Raw genomic sequence first — 17,170 nt, 5'->3', positions numbered from 1 at the left:
CCTTCCGGCTTTGGACATGGGAGGGGTAGGGACAGGGCGTGAGGCGGTCGCGCCAGCCGTGGAGCGAGGGGTGTCAGGCGATTGCGGGAGCCGCGGCGGCGGAAGGCTCCGAAGCCTTGGCCAGGGGCGGCAGGACGGGCCGGAAGGCGTCCAGCGCGGGGATCTCCGGAGTGCGGCCGGCATGCGCGTTGCAGGTGTTCACGGCCCGTCGCAGGGTGAGGTGCGGGGTACGGATGCGAACCCAGCCGCCGGAGGCGTCACCGACGACGGCGGTACCGGGCCGGTCGGTGGGGATCTGGACAATGGCGAGCACGGCATCCGGGGCGATGTCACCGAAGGCCATGTTGGCGCTGGTCTCGTCGTTGACGCGGTGGGCGGTACGGCCGGTGAGCTGGGCACGGAGCATGGTGATGCCCTTGCCGAGTTCGGAGCCGAAGCGCTGCCCGCAGATCTCCAGATAGATGCCGGCGGCGCGGCCGAGCTGGGAGAGACGGACCAAGGAGGTGATGATCCGATCCCGGCGCTTCTCCTCGTCCTTCGTGGCGAACAGGGCGAGTTCGGCGACCTCGTCGACCATCAGGACGATCGGGGTCGGGCGGAGGTGATCGGGCAGGTCCCAGATGTCCGCGGTGATATCCGCATCAGGGAGATCCGCACTCAGCCGCTGTTCGCGTCGGATGAGCTGATAGACGTCTTCCATGTGCCCGACGAGCGCGTCGAGGAGGTCGGCCGCAATGTCGGGATTGTCGGCGAGGGCGGTGAACCGACGTGCGAGCGGCGCGAGTTCGACACCTTGCTTGCAGTCAATCCCGACCAGGGCAACATCGAGCGCGGCGAGAGCGGCGACAAGGTTGCGCTGATAGACGGACTTGCCCGACTGAGTGGCACCGACGTTCAGCGCGTGCGGGATCTGCCGGTAGTCGCGGTAGTAGACCTCTCCGTCCTCCCTCATGGCGACCGGAACCCGCATCACCCCACCACCCGGCAGGGAGGGCATCTGGACTCGCTTGAGGACGTCGTAACCGGTCATCCGCAGCTCGACAACACCGGATCGAATCTCCCGGGCGGTGACGTTCCGCATGACGAACGAGTGTCGCAGCCGGTCTGACGCGGCGGAGAAGTCGAACGCGTCCTGACCGGGCCGGAGCTTCACCCGCAGCACCAGCCCCGTTCGGGTGGGCCGCAGTCGCAGGATCCGAGGCGCCCGAGCCTCTGGGACGGGCCGGCTGGTCATCCGCGCCAGCGCGAGGCGCCAGCGAGGGGGCGGGACGGTCAACCCGCACGCGTCCATCACGGAGGAGTACCGGCCGAGGACCCGCACGAGCGCGAAGAGGATGCCGAAGGTCATCCAGTACCAGGCCGGACGCTGCCACCGCAGCAGCAGCGCGACGGAGGCGACCAGAGCGAGGGCGACCGATAAGCCGGTCATGATCAGGCCGCCTTCGCGGCGGCGAGGGAGGTGACGGCGACGGCGCGGAAGCTGATGCCGTGGCGCTTCTGGCCGTTGAACTCGTTCTCCCACGGCCGGGCGACGACGCCGGTCAGGGCGACCGGGGTGCCCATCGTCAGCTCGCCGGAGACCCCGGTCGAGGGCACGACCAGGTTCAGGATCTCGGCGCTGCCGTCCATGACGAACATGACGTCAACGGTCATCAGCGTCGCGCCGGTCTCGCGGTCGGTGGCGACCTCGCCGGTCTGCCGGTTCGCGATCTTCGGGGCCGGGGGCTGGGCCACCATCACCATCGCGGTGGACGTGTCGACGGGGATCTGACGCACAGTGGATCACTCCTCTATAGATGATGAACTCCATCACTCATGTATAGGAGTGACATGAAGAAGAGTGCCTGACTCCTGTACATGAGTCAACCCGCTGCGAAGAAGAAACCGCAGCGGGCTGTGGGGAGTTGAGCGAGCGTCAGTCGGTGGCGGGGATCCGATACTGGAAGACGAACTGGTCAGCGGCCATGAGGGTGTCGCAGACCTCGACGACGCGCCCCTTCTTGGTCACCGCGTCCCGCAGCAGATGAACCACAGGAGCTCCGGGACTCAGAGCCAGCTCCGAAGCCTCTGCCTTCGCGGCCGGCCGCGCCTGAAGCGTCTCGACGAACTCGACGAAGGTGTGCCCGTGGTCTTCGAGCCGGGCATAGATGCCGCCAGGCCCAGGGTTCTCGGCGAACAGCTCAGGGATGTCCTTGACGACATCCCACGGCAGGTACGACGAGGCTGTCTCGACTGGGGTCCCGTTCCGGAAGTACAGACGCCGCCGCGCGAGCACCTGTGTACCCGCGTCGACGCTAAGCCGCTCGGCGATGCCCGCCGGCGCTTCCATGGGCCCGATGTAGAGAACACTCACCTTGGCGGTGGCGCCGGACTGTGCGGACTCAGCGAGGTAAGCGGCCTTACCGCCCCGCCGGTGCGAGGCACGGAACCGATCCGAGGAGCGGAGCCGCACAGGAGGCCGATCCTTAACGATCGAACCCTTCCCGTGCCGAGTGTCCACGAGGCCACTAGCCCGCACCTCGACCATGGCCTTACGAATGGTCCCCCCGGCGACCCCATAGCGCTCGACGAGCTCCGACTCACTGGGCACCATGTCGCCGGGCTTGAGGATGCCGGCCCGGATCTGCTGAACGATCTCGTTGGCGATCTGCACGTACCGCGGTACGGCCCGATCACCTCCCACTGAAGTTCCCACGGTCCTACTCACTCTCCTATGCTCCTGTACATGAGTAACAGCGCCCGCGAAGCCCAGTCAACGCCACTGCACTCCGTGTCGGTGGCGGGAGCAGTGGTCCGCGACGACGGGCGCCTCCTCGCGATCCGCCGAGCGGACAACGGAACGTGGGAACTCCCGGGCGGAGTCCTCGAACTCACGGAGGCCCCCGAGGCCGGCGTCGCCCGCGAGGTCCTGGAGGAGACAGGCATTCACGTAGAGGTGGACGAGCTGACAGGCGTCTACAAGAACACGACGCGCGGCATCGTCGCCCTGGTCTTCCGCTGCAAGCCGTCAGGCGGCACCGAGCGAACGTCGGACGAGTCGACCGCGGTCGACTGGCTAACACCGGCAGAGATCGAGGACCGAATGTCCGAGGTCTACGCGATCCGCCTCCTGGACGCGGTCGATGGGAATGGCCCACATGTCCGCAGCCACGACGGACGCCACCTGATCGCGCAGCAGTGACCGCGCAGCCCGCATCGAGGATGAGCCGCAAAGCAGCGATCCCCCTCGTTCAACGCGTGCTGAACCCCGAGACACCCGATGAGGAGTCCTCGGAGATCCTGGAAGCGCTGCAACGAGGCTTGGCATGCCCGCACATCAGCGACTACGTCTACTGGGACCCCGATCCGGAGCCGACGGCAGAGAAGATCGTGGACAGAGCCATGGCCTATATGTCGATCGCCCTCTGAGAGCCCAGACATCACAGCGCGATAAGACTTTCTCTACTTCATCAAGGCACCCGCCGCGCACGGCGCGGCGCGTGCGGCCCGTCGCCCGGGCCTGCGCTCCTGTCTCCGCCCCGCTCCAGCCCGACCGCCGTCCGCACGCCTGACAGCTCGGGTTGATGGGCGGTGAACCCCTCTGTGGCTGGGGCGGTCGGCTCCACGGCTTTACCCACCTCCCCGGTTCGGGTCCCGCGTCGAGCAAGACCAGGGGGCCACTCGATCACATTGCGGTCAGGCCCAAAGACCTGACCGAGTTGCCAACGAGCGTACGGCCCCCTGATCATGCTCGACCCCAAACCGGGCAGGACACCGGCCAAAGCCGCTCCGCCGACCTCAACGGGGCTACCACCACCATGCGGGAAGGGCCGGTACACCCCCAGTGGTCTCGGGGCAGAACCCGTACCAAGAGCCCAGAAGCCAGGGCTGCGTAAGCTACCATCTCCACATGCACGCGTCCTTGATCCACTGTCCCCAATCGAGCGCAGAGCTGTCCCTCCGGGCGGCCGTCCTGCTGCAGGGACAGTGAGCGCGCGCGATAGGCGCTGGACGGTTGTTGACCTGTTCAGCGGCGCAGGGGGAATGAGCTGGGGGTTTCACGCCCATCCGGCATTTCGAGTTGCGGCAGCGGTGGACGCCCAGAAGAGCAAGCCGAGCCGAAGTACGCTCGATTGCAATGACACTTATGAACGCAACATCGGAGTCAAACCTCTGGAGTACGATCTCCAGGAAATAAGTGCTTCCGACTTGCATAAAGCGGTTCGACAAGAAGGTAAACTTCGCAATCCTACCGTTTTGCTTGCTTGCCCTCCCTGTACCGGCTTCACTCGCACTCTTCCCAAGAATCACAGCGAGGATGATCCCCGTAATAGTCTAGTAGGGCGTGTGGCTGATTTCGCCGCAGCTCTCAGACCTAAGATCATCGTTCTCGAAAACGCCAGAGAGCTCATCCGAGGGTCTTTTCGCTCGCATTCTGAAAATCTAACTTCCCAACTTGAGCAGTTGGGATACTCGGTGCACTCTCAGGTTTACCGTCTCGATCAGATGGGCCTGCCGCAACGCCGAGAGCGCTCCATCATCGTCGCAGTAGCTGCGGAACTCTCCCTCCGCACCCTTGATGACCTCTGGGCTGGATGGAAGGTTGATCCTAAATCGACCACCGTGCGACATGCAATTTACGACCTGCCCGAGGTCCATGCCGGCCAAGCGCACCAAGCAGATCGATCGCATGTCAGCAGTAATGTGACGGACGCAGTTCTGCGCCGGATCCAGGCTATTCCGACGGACGGCGGATCCTGGATCAGCCTCTTCGAAAGCCCTGACACGATCGAGCTGGCTACGCCAGCAATGCGACGGTCGGTTGAAGCGGCTCGCACGAATCACTTCAGCGATGTGTACGGACGTATGGCATGGGATGCACCTGCGCCGGTAATCAAGCGTGAATGCAGCCATGTCGGAAACGGCCGATACACGCACCCGCAGCAGGATCGCCTGTGTACTGTGCGAGAACTCGCGCTGCTACAAGGATTTCCCAGTACATACGATTTTGAGGGAACCAGCCGGCAGAACGCGTACCGCCACGTCGGCGATGCTGTTCCCCCTCTGATTAGCCATCAACTGGCTTGGGTATGCAGCTGGATACTGGGCGGAACCCGACCGAAGCCGAGTCAGTTCGTGCTGCCGGGAACGACGCTCAGCCCTCATAACATACTTGAAGATAAGACGCCACGGATCAAACAACTTAAGATTTCTGCCGCGAAAGCCTAGTGGCCCGAGGGAAACCACTAACCGGAGGTCTGTATAAAATGGCTACGTTCAAAGCCCGCGCCCGTGCAGTCGATATGCTTGGACGTCAACAGATCGCCGGAATTCCTACGGCAATCAATGAGCTTTTCAAGAACGCGCACGATGCCTACGCCGAAAACGTCATCGGCGACTACTTTCGTGATGAGAATGTTCTCGTGATTCGCGACGATGGTTTCGGCATGACTCACCGCGACTTTCTTGAAAAGTGGCTCGTCGTTGGAACAGAGAGCAAAGTCAATGCAGGATCGTCACTGCATTCCAGCCATGGCGAGCAACGCCCGATCCTAGGCGAGAAAGGTATTGGGCGTTTGGCAGTTGCTGCGGTTGGACCTCAAGTTATGGTTCTGACCCGAAGCGCCAATGACCCGTTTCTGACCTTTTCGCTAGTCAATTGGACTCTCTTTACGGCTCCGGGAATTGATCTAGAAGAGGTTGAAATCCCCGTTCGCCGGATTCCAATTGGTGAGCTGCCCAGCCGGGATGACGTTCACGAGCTCGTGCGGTCCGTTCGAGAAAATCTCCGAATTCTCGAAGGGCGAATCACCGAGAACATCGCGCAGATGGTCCAACATGAGATCTCAGCACTGGAAGATCTTGACCCCGCTATTCTATCTCAGCGAATGGCTGGACCGAGCCTTCGGGAAGCATCAGGAACTCAGTTCTGGATCACGCCGACAGACGAGATGCTGGCCTACGATGTGAGCGGCGATCCAAAGGATGATCAAGAGGCGTCCCCTCTTTTCAGGACGCTAATCGGATTCAGCGACACGATGGTTCCCGGAAACCCGCCCCCGCCGATGGTCGCCCATTTTTACGACCACCGCTCGCGCGAAGTGACTCTGGACGTCATCGGGGACGGCGAGTTTTTCACGCCGCAGGATTTCCAACTTGCAGATCATCAAATCTCAGGTCGCTTTGACGAATACGGCCAATTCACGGGACAGGTGTCCGTGTACGGCAGAGAACCTGTTTCTCACGTAGTTCACTGGCCCGGGTCGCGTGGAAATAGGACTCTCTGTGGAGAGTTCAACCTCAACCTTGCTTACGTTCAAGGTAATAAGAGTCAATCACGCCTTGGAGACGAAGACTTCAACAGATTGGCACGCAAACTTGCCCGCGTCGGAGGGCTTTATGTCTACCGTGACAGAGTTCGCATGCTTCCCTACGGACGAAGCGACTTCGACTGGCTAGATATTGAGCGCGAACGCAGCAAAAGTGCCTCTGACTATTTCTGGTCGTACCGACGCATGTTTGGTGTCGTCGGAATCGATAGCAAGGAAAACTTCCGCCTGCAGGAAAAGGCGGGTCGTGAAGGGTTCCGCGCCAACGCAGCCTACCGCGAATTTAGAGATCTACTTCAGAACTTTCTCGTGCAGACAGCACGAGATTTTTTTCGTGAGGATAGCACGGACGATTCTTGGAGAATCACCCGAAGCGAACTCGAACGCGAGGCCGAGGCTCGCCGGCGACACGACAAGCAATCGCGTGCGCGGCGAGCCGATTTCCGCCGTGATCTACACAAAGCGGAGCGACGCCTAAATGAAGGAGCACCGGAACGCGAGGTAGGGTCCCTTCTGCGGGAACTTGAGGTCAGCCTCGCCGATGCCACGTCAGACACAGACCTCGCCAGAGCCTCTGAAAAGGTTGTTGTGGCCGAAACTCGTGCGCTTCGAGCCGTGATTGAGATTCGATCTAGCTATCGAGTGTCCAGGCCCAGAGGGGTGGCAATCCCGAAGAGCGTGGCTCAGGACTGGGACAATTACCAGCGCGAGTTCGAAGTCCTGGAGCGCGGCCTCCTGGATGAAATTAGAAGAGAGATCGAGAGGCGCAGCTCTGCAGCAGCCGAACGATTGGGTTCCGCTCTCGACAGGCGCCGGCGCCTTGAGTCCGGAATCAAGACTCGCATCTCCGACGCCCAAGGGACACTGGGTCGCACACACCGACAGGCCGCTGAAATTGCCGAGGCAATTCGCGATACGCTAATGCGTCAAGCAGCAGAGAAGCGGAAGTCCTTCGAGGACGAATGTCGGCATGTGCTACTTGAACTGGCGAGCGTAAACACCGACGGTCTTAGTGATCAAGATATTGCCGATATTCGCCGAAGCCTGGAAGACAGGATCGACGGGGCTCTGTCGCGGGATTTGGCGCAACTCAACCAGCTAATTGATCGCGCCAATATGGCGCTCGGAACTGAAGGGGACCGCTCCGAGGGAGATTTCGTCGATGTAATCGGATCTCTAGAGCAAGAAGTGGTCTCGCTGCGAGATCGAGCCGATGAAGATCTCGAGCTTGCGCAGCTCGGGCTGGCACTTCAGGTAATCAACCATGAGTTCTCCTCAAGTATTCGCGCGGTTCGAAATAATCTTCGCAGGCTGAAGTCATGGGCAGACGCCAATAAGGCGCTGCGCCCGGTCTACGCTGATCTTCGAGCTAGTTTCGAGCACCTGGATGCCTACCTTCGGTTGTTCACTCCTCTAAACCGACGGCTTTACAGGCGAGACACGATTATGAAGGGGGCGGAGGTAGAGCGTTTTCTCCTTGACCTGTTCCAGGAGCGAATCACACAGGAGGGTATCCAATTCGAGGCCACCGCGGAGTTCCGCGCTGCAAAGGTGCGAGCTTACCCGTCGACGCTTTACCCAGTCTTCGTGAATCTGGTCGATAACGCCATCTATTGGCTCAGCACTCGCGGAAACCCGCGGACGCTTCGCCTCGACTATAGGAACGGACAATGGATCGTAGAGGACAACGGTCCGGGTGTCCCGACAGTAGACCAAGCGCGAATTTTCGAGCTCGGATTTTCTCGAAAGCCGAATGGTCGCGGAATGGGCTTGCACATCAGCCGAGATGTCCTGAAGAAGGATGCGTGGTCCTTGTCTCTATCGACCTCACCTCTCGGTGGAGCCAGGTTCACCCTCGGAGAGCCGCACGATGATTCAAAATCTTCATCAAAGGAGCAGGAAATCGCGGACACGCTAGCTCTGGACTTCGACGCCTAAGGATTACTCCTTGTTACCAACTCATTCGCCGCACCCCGACTCGTCGCGTAATAGAATGACAGGAGACCGCACAGATGGCAGCGACTGAAATGTCGTCTTCTCTGCATCCCGTAGATTCAGCTGCGGATTACCGGGATCTTTGCATACGTGCGGCTCAAGAGTTTCTCCACACGATTGTGGTCGTCGACGATCGTGCTACGTATGGGGAACAGGAAAAGGTAACGGGGCTGATCGAGCCCAATTTCGGGGGCTCTCCATCCGAGTCGCTCGATAGTTCGGTGGATTTTGAGCCTGGGGGCGCCTCGCTGGATGTGTCGGTGCTCACCGATGCGAGTGCAGATATTGGCCTCACTTGTGCAGTGCTTCGTCCGACTCAGGACGAGCAGGACGACGGCACGCTCAATAGGAGGCTTGTTAGGGCAGCACGCCGCGCGGATGTGCTTGTCTTGGACTGGCAGCTAAACGACGCCGGCGACGGTCAAGCGGCGCTAGCTTTGCTGTCCGAGGTCGCGGCAGAGGATCAGCTGGGGCAGGGGCGTCTGAGGCTGGTGTGCTTTTATACCAGCCATCCAGACCTGGAAAGCGTCTTTCGAGCGATCCAAGGCCATCTCGGAGACGCAGTCCTTTCGTCATCTGGCCCCAGCGACTCTTCCCGCTGGCTTGACTGCGGATGCATGCGCGTTGTGGTTCTCGCGAAGGCGGGTGGCCTGACAATCGGGTCGGTAGATTCGGGTCTCCAGGTCGAAGAAAGTGACTTGCCTCAGAAGCTCGTTGAGGAGTTCGCTGTACTCACCTCTGGCTTGGTTAGCAATGTTGCGGTGGCATCGCTCGCGGCTGTAAGAGCTGATGCGCACCGACTCCTCACACGCTTCAGCGTTGGCCTGGACAAGCCATTCCTCTCGCATCGGTTCTACGAGGGGGGACCCGAAAGTGAAGAGCTCGTTGTTCGCCTGATCGCTGATGAGATCAAAACTCTTCTGGATAGCGCCGACGTTCGCAGATGGATGGAACCCAAGGCGATCGTACATTGGGCCAAAGAGCATATTGCCGATCAAGTCGAGTTGATCGTCAAGAAGAAGGCCGCTGTCATATCCAAGATTGAACTGGTAGATGCCATTTCCGGCAGTGATCATCGGGGTCAATTTGAGGTGACCAATCAGGTTGCGACCGGCCATAAATTCAATCTGGGGCGAGAATTCAAAGAGACCATCACCGGCATACTTGCTTCCGACGGGTCCGCTGAGGGTTTGGATTACGACTTTGCGCGCTTGACATGCTTGGCCCGCAATGATCCGTCCCCGTTCCCCGGAGATCGAACTCCCATCCTGACGGAAGGCACAGTAGTTCGAGGGAGGGCTGGGCGAGAGAAGATCTATCTGCTCTGTTCCATGCCTCTGTGTGACACGGTCCGCGTCGGCGGTGAACGCCCGTTCCCCTTCGTTGCTCTCAAATCTGTGAGTTCTTCGGACCGCTATGATCTCGTTGCCTTGAGTCCTGAAGGAGAGCGCCTTCATCTTGCCTTCTCCACAGGAAAACACTACGACACGGTGCGTCATACTTTCGCCGGCGACACGAGTGGGGTTGTCCGTTCCCGGAAGAGGTCTGGTCGGCACACTCAGTTCGTCTTTTTCGATTCGGAACGCAAGCCCTGGGTCTGGGTGGCGGAACTCCGGTTTCAACACGCTCATCGCAAGCTGAACGACCTCGGTGCTGCCGCTAGTCGAGTGGGTCTCGACGAGGCGTCCATCCTGCGTGCCGCCAGCCAGCGAAAGTGAAAGGTCCTCCAGCCCATTCCGCTGGACTGCCGTCATCCCACACGGGCTTCCGGATCCGAGTGCAGAGAAGCCCCGGGGGCGAGTCCGGGGCTACTCGTAGTTGCATGGGGACGTAACTCGCTAGCCGAAGGCCGCCGGCAGCGTGGGGTCTTCGGTGCCGTCGGCACGGGGGCCCGGACCGGGAGCCAGCAGGCGGTGACCGCGGCTTTCTGCTACTCGCAACGTGTCCTGCAAGGCTTCACTGAGGTCCGTCGCGAGGGCTCGCAGCCCTTCTAGGTCGGCGTCCCCGTTGTTCAGCTTCTCGGCCGCGTGGTCCAGGAGGTCGGCCGCCAGGTTGAGCTGGATCGCTTCGGTGGTGTCGGCCAGGCGGGACAGGCGGCTGTTGGGGACGGCGGTGCTCAGGAAGCACGGTTTGCCGTCGGGGCCTGACCAAGGGAGGAGCCGCAGTTCGTTGTGAGGCGTCATCCTTCCGTCTCCCTCATTTCTTCGGTCGTCAGGTGGGCGGTGAAGACTGCGTCGGCGCGGTCGCCGGGGAGGACCAGGAGCGCGGCCTCTACTACGCGGTCGGTGGCGTCGGTTGCGACGCTGGTGATCGCGAGTACAGCCAGAGCGGAGCTGATCCTGAGTGTGGTCGCTTCCTCCGGGGTGGGGAGGCGGGCGGTGACCGTCTCTCGGATCCTGGTTGGTGTCGCCTCCGTTCCCTGGAGCCCGCCCGACAAGCCGAGTTGGACGGTCGGCGCCAGGTCGCGGGGGACGTAGATGCGGGCCAGGCTGTGGGGCGACATTCCCTCGTGGGTGACGCAGAGGAACTCGGTCAAAGGGCTGTTGGACGAGACCCTCAGTAGGGCTCTGAGATGCCCCCGCGCCCGGAGGTTGGTCGTGCGGATGCTGACCTGGAGTGTGGGATCGAAGGGCGTGCGGCCACCGCCGGTGTACGTGATGCGGCGGAGTGGGGAACGGATGAAGTTCCCTTTGCCGTGGACCTTTTCGACCAGTCCCGCGGCCTGGAGGAGCGCGAGGGCGTTCCGCAGGGTCGGCGTGCTGACCTTGTAGTGGGCGGCGAGCTGGGTTTCCGAGGGGAGGCGTTCGCCGGCCTTCAGACGGCCCGTCGAGATTTGGATTCGGAGGTCATCGGCGATGGTGTGGCGGCGGGAAGGCACGGAACGAGTCACCGCCTCGCATCATCCGCAGGGCGATGAGTCGGGTCCGGGTGTGCATCGTCAGCAGCTCGCCCGATTCGAAGAGGAGGCGTTTGGCGCCGCCGGGGAGTTGGAAGAGGTCGGCCACGCGGCACGGCTGACCGCCGATCTGGATGACGTCTCCCCGTTGCACGCTGGTCGAGGTGATCTCGACGTTGGCGGCCAGCGCGCCGCTGGGCGCCCATCCCCTCACTGGGGTGCCTCCGGCGGGGTGTGCCGGGTGCTCGCCGAGTGGCAGGGGCAGTCGCATGCCTCGTAGATCACGGGGATGCCGACCGGCGCCGCGGCGGGGGAGGAGTGGGCGCACTTGTGGTGTGTGCCGATCCGGCATGCGCTCGATCGGTAGGGGGTGGCGGGGTGTGTCACGCGTGGCAAGTGACGGCGAGGCATCAGAGGGCCTCCGTCGGAGCGAACCAGGTGAGCGTGAGGAGGTCGTGAGGTGCGGCGGCCTGGCGTCGCCGTGCGCGTTCCTCGCTGGCCAGTACGTACGGGCGGACGAGCGCGGTGTCCTCGCCCGGGAGGACTTCCGTGCGGTCTCGGCGCTGGCCCGTCGGCAGCGTCGGTCGGGAGGAGAGTCCGAGGTGGATGACCGTCGGGTGCACGGGCGTTAAGGCGCGGCGGTGTCGGCCCTTCGGGAGGTACCGCTCTCTGGTGCGCGTGATGGCGCGGCGGATACGGTTGAGCACGCTGATCAGCTCCTAGCGCTGATGGCCAGGTCCCCGGACGTCGCCTGTCGCGGGGACCGCTTTGTGTACGGCGGCCCATAAGGTGCGGCCGTTCAGGCTGGTGGCGACGAGCCCGAATCGATCGGCCTCCGCCACCACTTCCAGGGCCTCCCGCCATGACTCGGCCGGGAGGGATTCCGGTACCTCCGCTTCGATCGACGTGTGTGCGGCGTGTTGCTCCATGCGCGTGGTGAGTCCGATGGCGGACAACCGGGCGGCGATGTCCTCCGCGGTTACGTCCGAAGCAGGCACAGGGGAGCCTCCGTCACCGGTGATCACGTTGCGTGAAGCTAGTTAACTAGATTAGAGCTAGTGGACTAGATTTTCCATATGCCTGAGCAGCCGCCATATCTCCGCATCGCTGACGTACTCCGGCAGAAGATCGCGGAGCAGGAGTGGACACCGGGGGATCGGCTTCCCTCGCGTGCCCAGATCGCCGAGGAGTGCGGCGTCGGGGAGAACGTCGTGCGCCGGGCTCAGGAGCTACTGATCTCCCAAGGGGTCCTGGAAGGCCGGGCGGGCTCCGGTACGTACGTGGCCGAACCCCGTCAGCGTGTGCGCGTGGTCCGGTCGTCGGCGCGCGAACAGCGTGGAGGTTCTCCGTTCCGTGCCGACATGAAGGCCGTTGGGAAGCTGGGTGACTGGGAGAGCCGGACCGAGGCCAAGGTTCCTGCGCCGGCGGAGATCGCGGCGCGTCTCGGTATCGCCGAAGGGGACCTGTGCGTTCGCACCGTGTACGAGTTCCTTGCTGACGGCTGGCCCGTACAGCTGTCTACGAGCTGGGAGCCGTACGACCTCACCGCCGGCACAGTCGTCGTCCTTCCCGAGGGAGGGCCGCACGCTGGGGTGGGCGTCGCGAATCGCATGGCCGAGATTGGCATCACGGTCAGCCATGCAGTGGAGCAGCCGGAGCCGCGGCAGGCTACCGCCGAGGAGGCGTCGCTCCTCGGGGTTCAGAGGGCTTCCCTCGTTACGCACATCCGCCGGACGTACTACAGCGACCAGGGGCGGCCCGTGGAGACGGCTGACATCGTGCTGCCAGCTGCTCTGTGCGAGATCGTCTATGAGGTTCCCGTCAGTCGCTGACGGAACGCCGCTTTAGGGGGAAAGCGATGGAGCCACTCGGGTATCTCATGGGCGCCTTGGCATGGGGTGCGCCTGTTGCTGCTCTGCTGGTGGGGGTGCTCGCCACGGTTGTGACCGTGCGGTGGCGGCGGAAGGCGATCGCGGCCTTGGAGCGTGCAGAGCTGGATGCCGACGCGCGGCAGAGTGCTGAGTGGTCGGCCGAGGCAGGGCCGGCTCAGATGTCGCCTATTGGGGGGCACAGGGACCCCATGTAGGTCAGCACAGAAGGACTGACCTACGGCGATGCGCGAGACGCGCCGAGCCCGTGACGTCGTGTGCCGTCCGTGCTCCTGTCCGCGTTGTCTGCGCCTCCCCTGGCGTGGCTGGCGCTGGGAACATTCCGAGGTCTGATCGATGGCGATGCCGGAGACGGAAGGGGTCGGGATGGTCCAGTCGAAGTGTGGTGCTCCGACGCAGAGCGGAGGCCGGTGCCAGAGCAAGGCGGTCATCGGGAGCTCGCGGTGTGCCAAGCATCAGGGGCCGTGGTCCGCGTACGGGGTGGAGCAGCGGAAGAAGAAGGAGGCCGAAGCGAAGATGCGGAAGCTCCGGAAGAAGCGATGACGGGGTCTGCTGACTCGCGAGGCTGACATCTACAGCTGACATCAACGGGCCCGGACATGGGCGGTGTCGAGCGGTCGCCAGCGGTGTGGTGACGTGCGGGCGAGGGCTCTGGACGGCGGGCCCAAGCGAACTTACAAAGCAGATGTCGGCGGTTCGAAACCGTCCGCGCCCACCAGTGCAAAGGCCCCTCGCCGATCATGGCGAGGGGCCTTTGGTATCTCCTTCGCGCCACATATGTGTGGGTCGACGGCAGACGGGACGGGTCAGGCGCCCGGTCTTCCTGCCGGGGCGACCACGATCTGATTCTCGTCCTCGTAGATGACCCGGCCGGGGTTCGACGACGCCAAGCGACGGCACTCGACACCGTGTGCGGCGAGAAGCTCCAGGTATCCGTCCACACGCTTGATGAGACCTTCAGCGGACGACTTGAACCAGGCCACGGCGCCGGGGTTCACCTCGGGGTCGTACACATCCGGGTCGATTGTGCTCGGATTTGTGTAATTGGCGTCGTACCAGTCGTTGTTGGACCTCCAGAACCGGTACTGCTCGTCGGTCAACTTGCCCTGTGCCGCGAGCTCATTGGCAAGAATGAAGACGCCGGGGAAGTGTCCTCGTGAATGCCTTACCGTTCCCTGGAACCGGACATACAACGCTTGTTCCACGATCGCTCCCTCGCGCCGATCTTCACCGCCGAACGCGGATCCTAAGGGCTGTCCCGTAAACGATCTTCAGAGGGCGACGCGCGGTCCAGCATGCGGCCTTGCTGGGTCCTCTGCTCGTGTCCTGCCCCGCTTCAGGCCCGTGCGGGGAAGTCAGGATGGTCGGCGTAAGGCGAGGCAAGGTCACGTAGGTCGTGGCACGGCCAGGGGTCGCGGGCGTGACGGGCCAGGATGCGCCGCTTGGCTTCGACCTCGCGTAGGACGCGGGCCGGGTCGTGCAGTGCCACATGCAGAGCAATCGTGGGGTGGAATCCGGAGAGGTCAACCTGGCAGAAGTCGACCGTGTGTCCGTGGGCAGACCATTCCCCGCATCCGTCGCCGTCGCAGCGTCGTGCCAAGTCGGCCTCCTCGTCGAGCCGCGCCTTGAGAAACTTCACCAGCTTTTCAGCCATGGGAGCATTCTCGACGTTGTGTCGGCACCATGAAACGATCTTGTGGTGTCTGGTGTGATCACGGCGTCGGAGTCGTCCTGGATAACCCCGTTCACGGGGCTGAGCCCACGTGTCTTCGGCAAGTTGGTGACTGAACTGCGCCGCGAGGGTGCGGATCCGGTGCGCAAGGGCCGCCCGTGGTCCCTTCCGCTGGAAGACTGGGTGCTGCTTGTCGCGGCGTACTGGCGCACGAACCTCACGTTGCGCCAGCTTGCCCCGCTCTTCGGGATCTCGAAGTCCGCGGCCGACCGCATCATCGATGACCTCGGCCCGTCGCTCGCGCTGCAGCCCCGCAAGCGATTCCGCAAGGACACCGTGCTCATCGTGGACGGCACTCTGGTGCCCACCCGCGATCACACCATCGCCGAGCAGTCCAAGAACTACCGGTACTCCACCAACCACCAGGTTGTCATCGACGCTGACACCCGGCTCGTCGTGCTGGTCGGCCGGCCGCTGCCCGGCAACCGCAACGACTGCAAGGCGTGGGAGGAGTCCGGTGCGAAGGCCGCCGTCGGCACGACCACGACGATCGCCGACGGCGGCTATCCAGGCACCGGGCTCGTCATGCCCCACCGCCGCCGCAAAGGCGAAGAGCTGCCCGACTGGAAACAGGCCCACAACAAGTCCCACAAACAGGTCCGAGCCCGCGTCGAGCACGTCTTCGCACGCATGAAGACCTGGAAGATCCTCCGCGACTGCCGCCTCAAGGGCGACGGCGCCCACCACGCCATGCTCGGAATCGCCCGACTCCACAACCTCAACCTCGCCGGATAGACGGGCAGTCGGGTTGGTCACCGACCACGTCCACACGGCTCAGAGATCATTTACGGGACAGGACTTAGGCGTAGCTACCTGCCCCTGCCCGCAGCGTGATCTGTGCGTCGGGACGGTGGCGATGCCGGAGATGGAAGCCGGCGAGGCGACGACTGCCGGCGCGAGCAGTGCCGGGACAGCCCTGAGCGCTGACATCGGCCGGCGGCAGCGTGGTCGGGTCAGGCCTTGATGACTTCGACCTTCTTGTCCCCGGCGCTTGCCTCGACGACCGGCTTGACCGTGCCGGTCTCCCGGTCGCTGGCCGTGGTGGCTGTCGCTGCCGGGAGGGCCAGGGCTGCCGCGGCTGCCGCGAGGAGGGCGAGGGCGATGGCGGACTCGGTCGTCTTCGTCGTGCGGAGGGGGTGGGCCATGGTGTCCTCCCTGAGGGTCACTGGTCGAAGGTGGGATGAACGTACCTTGGGGCGGGGTGGGGCGTGGGGGAATGGGGAGAGTTGACGTGGGCCTGATCGGGCGGGTGTACTCCGGGGCATGGCTGAGGTGGGGGACGCGCCCGAATCCGCGGTGCAGAGCGGTGAGATGACGCCGCAGCGGTACATCGAGACCAGGCTCGTGCAGTACCAGGAGTGGTACGACACCAAGGCGACCCGGATGAAGGCGATGCATCTGCGGATGCGGACCGTGTCCGTCGTCGGTGGGGCGCTCGTGCCGGTGTTCGTGAACGTGGACCTCGCGTTCGCGCGGGTCACGGCCACGGTGCTGAGCGTCGTGGTCGTCGCCGCCGTGTCGCTGGAGAGCGTGTACCGGTACCGGGAGCAGTGGAAGAACTACCGGTCGACCGAGCAGCTGCTCGGGCACGAGCGCGTGTACTTCGAGACCAAAGTGGGGCCCTACCACGGCCTGTCGAGGCGCGAGGCCTTCTCCGCGCTCGTCGCCCGGGTCGAGCGGGCCATCGCCGGTGAGAATTCGGCGACGTTGAACGTGATGACGCTTGGTGGGCAGGTCAATGCCGATGTGGCGCAGCATGGGGTTCCCGCCGCCCGGCAGGAGTCGGAGCCTTCCTGAGGCGGCCGCGGGCCCCGGGTGCGCCGGGGCCCGCGGTTCGTCAGGTGCGGTGCGGGGTCAGCACCACTTGTAGTCGACCCGCGTCGAGTTGTACGAGCAGTTGTCGACCCACGTGCCGTTGCTCTTGCGCAGCGTCGCCGTGTCCTTGTCGTTGTTCCAGACGTACGCGCCGCGGTTCTGGTAGACGTTCGCGGACGTGTTCGTGCCGCGGCCCGTGCGGACCGTCACGATCTTGCCCTTGCCCAGGGTGAAGGACCCGAAGGTGTACTTGTGGTTCGCGGCGTCCGTGACCGTCCAGCCCCGCAGGTTCACCGCGGCACCGGTCGTGTTGCGTATCTGCACGTACTCGCCGTTGAGGCTCGTGTTCGAGCGCAGGTCCGAGCCCGGGCTGTCGTAGTAGATCTTGTACAGGTGGACCGAGCCGGCGGCCTGGGCCGGCGAAGGCAGCAGCAGGACGCCGGAAGCGGCGGCCGCGGTCAGCGCCGCGAGCGTGCGTGCACGAAGCATGAATGTCCCTCAGTTTCTGCCGGGCACCCGCCGATGGGGCCCGGCG

At 63.4% G+C, this 17,170-nt stretch carries 20 protein-coding genes; 8 read left to right on the top strand and 12 right to left on the bottom strand.

The window, feature by feature from the left end:
- Nucleotides 1-73 precede the first annotated feature (73 nt).
- From ACFC0G_RS19900 to ACFC0G_RS19890, 3 genes are all read right to left on the bottom strand, one after another.
- Complete coding sequence (locus ACFC0G_RS19900; RefSeq protein ID WP_376404932.1) at nt 74-1,429, bottom strand: FtsK/SpoIIIE domain-containing protein; 1,356 nt, start codon at nt 1,427-1,429, stop codon at nt 74-76.
- Between the two features lie 2 nt (nt 1,430-1,431).
- Complete coding sequence (locus ACFC0G_RS19895; RefSeq protein ID WP_024761265.1) at nt 1,432-1,776, bottom strand: hypothetical protein; 345 nt, start codon at nt 1,774-1,776, stop codon at nt 1,432-1,434.
- Between the two features lie 139 nt (nt 1,777-1,915).
- Complete coding sequence (locus ACFC0G_RS19890) at nt 1,916-2,695, bottom strand: GntR family transcriptional regulator (RefSeq protein ID WP_376405226.1); 780 nt, start codon at nt 2,693-2,695, stop codon at nt 1,916-1,918.
- A gap of 18 nt (nt 2,696-2,713) precedes the next feature.
- On the opposite strand from ACFC0G_RS19890, the gene ACFC0G_RS19885 reads away from it, so the two are divergent.
- The 5 genes from ACFC0G_RS19885 (at nt 2,714) to ACFC0G_RS19865 (ending at nt 10,021) form a co-directional block, all read left to right on the top strand.
- A complete protein-coding gene (locus tag ACFC0G_RS19885; RefSeq protein ID WP_376404930.1) occupies nt 2,714-3,181 on the top strand; it encodes an NUDIX hydrolase in 468 nt (155 codons plus the stop codon).
- Nucleotides 3,178-3,408, top strand: coding sequence for an e9imm peptide (locus ACFC0G_RS19880; protein ID WP_376404927.1), 231 nt, complete (start codon nt 3,178-3,180; stop codon nt 3,406-3,408). Before ACFC0G_RS19885 ends, ACFC0G_RS19880 begins: the two co-directional genes overlap by 4 nt.
- Before the next feature lie 318 nt (nt 3,409-3,726).
- Entirely contained in the window at nt 3,727-5,208 is a 1,482-nt protein-coding gene (locus ACFC0G_RS19875; protein ID WP_376404925.1) for a DNA cytosine methyltransferase, read from the top strand.
- A 38-nt stretch (nt 5,209-5,246) separates the two neighbouring features.
- Complete coding sequence (locus ACFC0G_RS19870) at nt 5,247-8,246, top strand: ATP-binding protein (protein ID WP_376404923.1); 3,000 nt, start codon at nt 5,247-5,249, stop codon at nt 8,244-8,246.
- Between the two features lie 74 nt (nt 8,247-8,320).
- A complete protein-coding gene (locus ACFC0G_RS19865) occupies nt 8,321-10,021 on the top strand; it encodes a response regulator receiver domain (protein ID WP_376404921.1) in 1,701 nt (566 codons plus the stop codon).
- A 120-nt stretch (nt 10,022-10,141) separates the two neighbouring features.
- Here the strand turns inward: ACFC0G_RS19865 and ACFC0G_RS19860 are convergent, their stop codons facing one another.
- The 5 genes from ACFC0G_RS19860 to ACFC0G_RS19840 all read right to left on the bottom strand — a co-directional run bounded on the left by ACFC0G_RS19860 (nt 10,142) and on the right by ACFC0G_RS19840 (nt 12,197).
- Complete coding sequence (locus ACFC0G_RS19860; protein ID WP_376404919.1) at nt 10,142-10,486, bottom strand: hypothetical protein; 345 nt, start codon at nt 10,484-10,486, stop codon at nt 10,142-10,144.
- Complete coding sequence (locus ACFC0G_RS19855; protein ID WP_376404917.1) at nt 10,483-11,181, bottom strand: GntR family transcriptional regulator; 699 nt, start codon at nt 11,179-11,181, stop codon at nt 10,483-10,485. Before ACFC0G_RS19855 ends, ACFC0G_RS19860 begins: the two co-directional genes overlap by 4 nt.
- Nucleotides 11,150-11,413 carry a hypothetical protein gene (locus ACFC0G_RS19850; RefSeq protein ID WP_376405224.1) on the bottom strand — a complete coding sequence of 88 codons (264 nt, stop codon included), beginning with the start codon at nt 11,411-11,413 and terminating at the stop codon, nt 11,150-11,152. Before ACFC0G_RS19850 ends, ACFC0G_RS19855 begins: the two co-directional genes overlap by 32 nt.
- Nucleotides 11,414-11,609: 196 nt before the next feature.
- Entirely contained in the window at nt 11,610-11,822 is a 213-nt protein-coding gene (locus tag ACFC0G_RS19845; protein ID WP_376404915.1) for a hypothetical protein, read from the bottom strand.
- Between the two features lie 96 nt (nt 11,823-11,918).
- The gene (locus ACFC0G_RS19840) at nt 11,919-12,197 is read right to left on the bottom strand and encodes a hypothetical protein (RefSeq protein ID WP_376405222.1); all 279 of its coding nucleotides are present in this window, start codon (nt 12,195-12,197) and stop codon (nt 11,919-11,921) included.
- 78 nt (nt 12,198-12,275) lie between these two features.
- Between ACFC0G_RS19840 and ACFC0G_RS19835 the strand changes: the two genes are divergently transcribed.
- Nucleotides 12,276-13,031 carry a GntR family transcriptional regulator gene (locus ACFC0G_RS19835; RefSeq protein WP_376404913.1) on the top strand — a complete coding sequence of 252 codons (756 nt, stop codon included), beginning with the start codon at nt 12,276-12,278 and terminating at the stop codon, nt 13,029-13,031.
- An 863-nt stretch (nt 13,032-13,894) separates the two neighbouring features.
- Here the strand turns inward: ACFC0G_RS19835 and ACFC0G_RS19830 are convergent.
- On the bottom strand, nt 13,895-14,293 hold the full coding sequence (locus ACFC0G_RS19830) for a hypothetical protein (RefSeq protein WP_376404911.1): 399 nt from the start codon (nt 14,291-14,293) through the stop codon (nt 13,895-13,897).
- 131 nt (nt 14,294-14,424) lie between these two features.
- Nucleotides 14,425-14,742: a DUF6221 family protein gene (locus ACFC0G_RS19825; protein ID WP_376404909.1), complete on the bottom strand. Its 318-nt coding sequence runs from the start codon at nt 14,740-14,742 to the stop codon at nt 14,425-14,427.
- Nucleotides 14,743-14,787: 45 nt separating this feature from the next.
- Here ACFC0G_RS19825 and ACFC0G_RS19820 point away from each other — a divergent pair, with 45 nt between their 5' ends.
- A complete protein-coding gene (locus ACFC0G_RS19820) occupies nt 14,788-15,555 on the top strand; it encodes a transposase (protein ID WP_376404907.1) in 768 nt (255 codons plus the stop codon).
- A 218-nt stretch (nt 15,556-15,773) separates the two neighbouring features.
- On the opposite strand, the gene ACFC0G_RS19815 is transcribed toward ACFC0G_RS19820, so the two are convergent.
- Entirely contained in the window at nt 15,774-15,965 is a 192-nt protein-coding gene (locus ACFC0G_RS19815) for a hypothetical protein (RefSeq protein ID WP_376404905.1), read from the bottom strand.
- A 118-nt stretch (nt 15,966-16,083) separates the two neighbouring features.
- On the opposite strand from ACFC0G_RS19815, the gene ACFC0G_RS19810 reads away from it, so the two are divergent.
- Nucleotides 16,084-16,617, top strand: a complete 534-nt coding sequence (locus ACFC0G_RS19810; RefSeq protein ID WP_376404903.1) for a DUF4231 domain-containing protein — start codon at nt 16,084-16,086, stop codon at nt 16,615-16,617.
- A 57-nt stretch (nt 16,618-16,674) separates the two neighbouring features.
- Here the strand turns inward: ACFC0G_RS19810 and ACFC0G_RS19805 are convergent, their stop codons facing one another.
- Nucleotides 16,675-17,124 carry a lamin tail domain-containing protein gene (locus tag ACFC0G_RS19805; RefSeq protein ID WP_376404901.1) on the bottom strand — a complete coding sequence of 150 codons (450 nt, stop codon included), beginning with the start codon at nt 17,122-17,124 and terminating at the stop codon, nt 16,675-16,677.
- Nucleotides 17,125-17,170 lie beyond the last annotated feature (46 nt).

The organism is Streptomyces sp. NPDC056169, assembly GCF_042268445.1.
Classification (GTDB): Bacteria; Actinomycetota; Actinomycetes; order Streptomycetales; family Streptomycetaceae; genus Streptomyces.
Note: the sequence above shows the minus strand (reverse complement) of the source record. Positions and strands in the feature narration are given on the sequence as shown.

Excerpts from the sequence above, each read along its gene's own strand:
- ACFC0G_RS19900 (WP_376404932.1), bottom strand. The coding sequence starts at position 1,429 with ATGACCGGCTTATCGGTCGCCCTCGCTCTGGTCGCCTCCGTCGCGCTG.
- ACFC0G_RS19885 (WP_376404930.1), top strand. The coding sequence starts at position 2,714 with ATGCTCCTGTACATGAGTAACAGCGCCCGCGAAGCCCAGTCAACGCCA.
- ACFC0G_RS19875 (WP_376404925.1), top strand. The coding sequence starts at position 3,727 with ATGCTCGACCCCAAACCGGGCAGGACACCGGCCAAAGCCGCTCCGCCG.
- ACFC0G_RS19870 (WP_376404923.1), top strand. The coding sequence starts at position 5,247 with ATGGCTACGTTCAAAGCCCGCGCCCGTGCAGTCGATATGCTTGGACGT.
- ACFC0G_RS19865 (WP_376404921.1), top strand. The coding sequence starts at position 8,321 with ATGGCAGCGACTGAAATGTCGTCTTCTCTGCATCCCGTAGATTCAGCT.
- ACFC0G_RS19860 (WP_376404919.1), bottom strand. The coding sequence starts at position 10,486 with ATGACGCCTCACAACGAACTGCGGCTCCTCCCTTGGTCAGGCCCCGAC.
- ACFC0G_RS19835 (WP_376404913.1), top strand. The coding sequence starts at position 12,276 with ATGCCTGAGCAGCCGCCATATCTCCGCATCGCTGACGTACTCCGGCAG.
- ACFC0G_RS19825 (WP_376404909.1), bottom strand. The coding sequence starts at position 14,742 with ATGGCTGAAAAGCTGGTGAAGTTTCTCAAGGCGCGGCTCGACGAGGAG.
- ACFC0G_RS19815 (WP_376404905.1), bottom strand. The coding sequence starts at position 15,965 with ATGGCCCACCCCCTCCGCACGACGAAGACGACCGAGTCCGCCATCGCC.
- ACFC0G_RS19810 (WP_376404903.1), top strand. The coding sequence starts at position 16,084 with ATGGCTGAGGTGGGGGACGCGCCCGAATCCGCGGTGCAGAGCGGTGAG.
- ACFC0G_RS19805 (WP_376404901.1), bottom strand. The coding sequence starts at position 17,124 with ATGCTTCGTGCACGCACGCTCGCGGCGCTGACCGCGGCCGCCGCTTCC.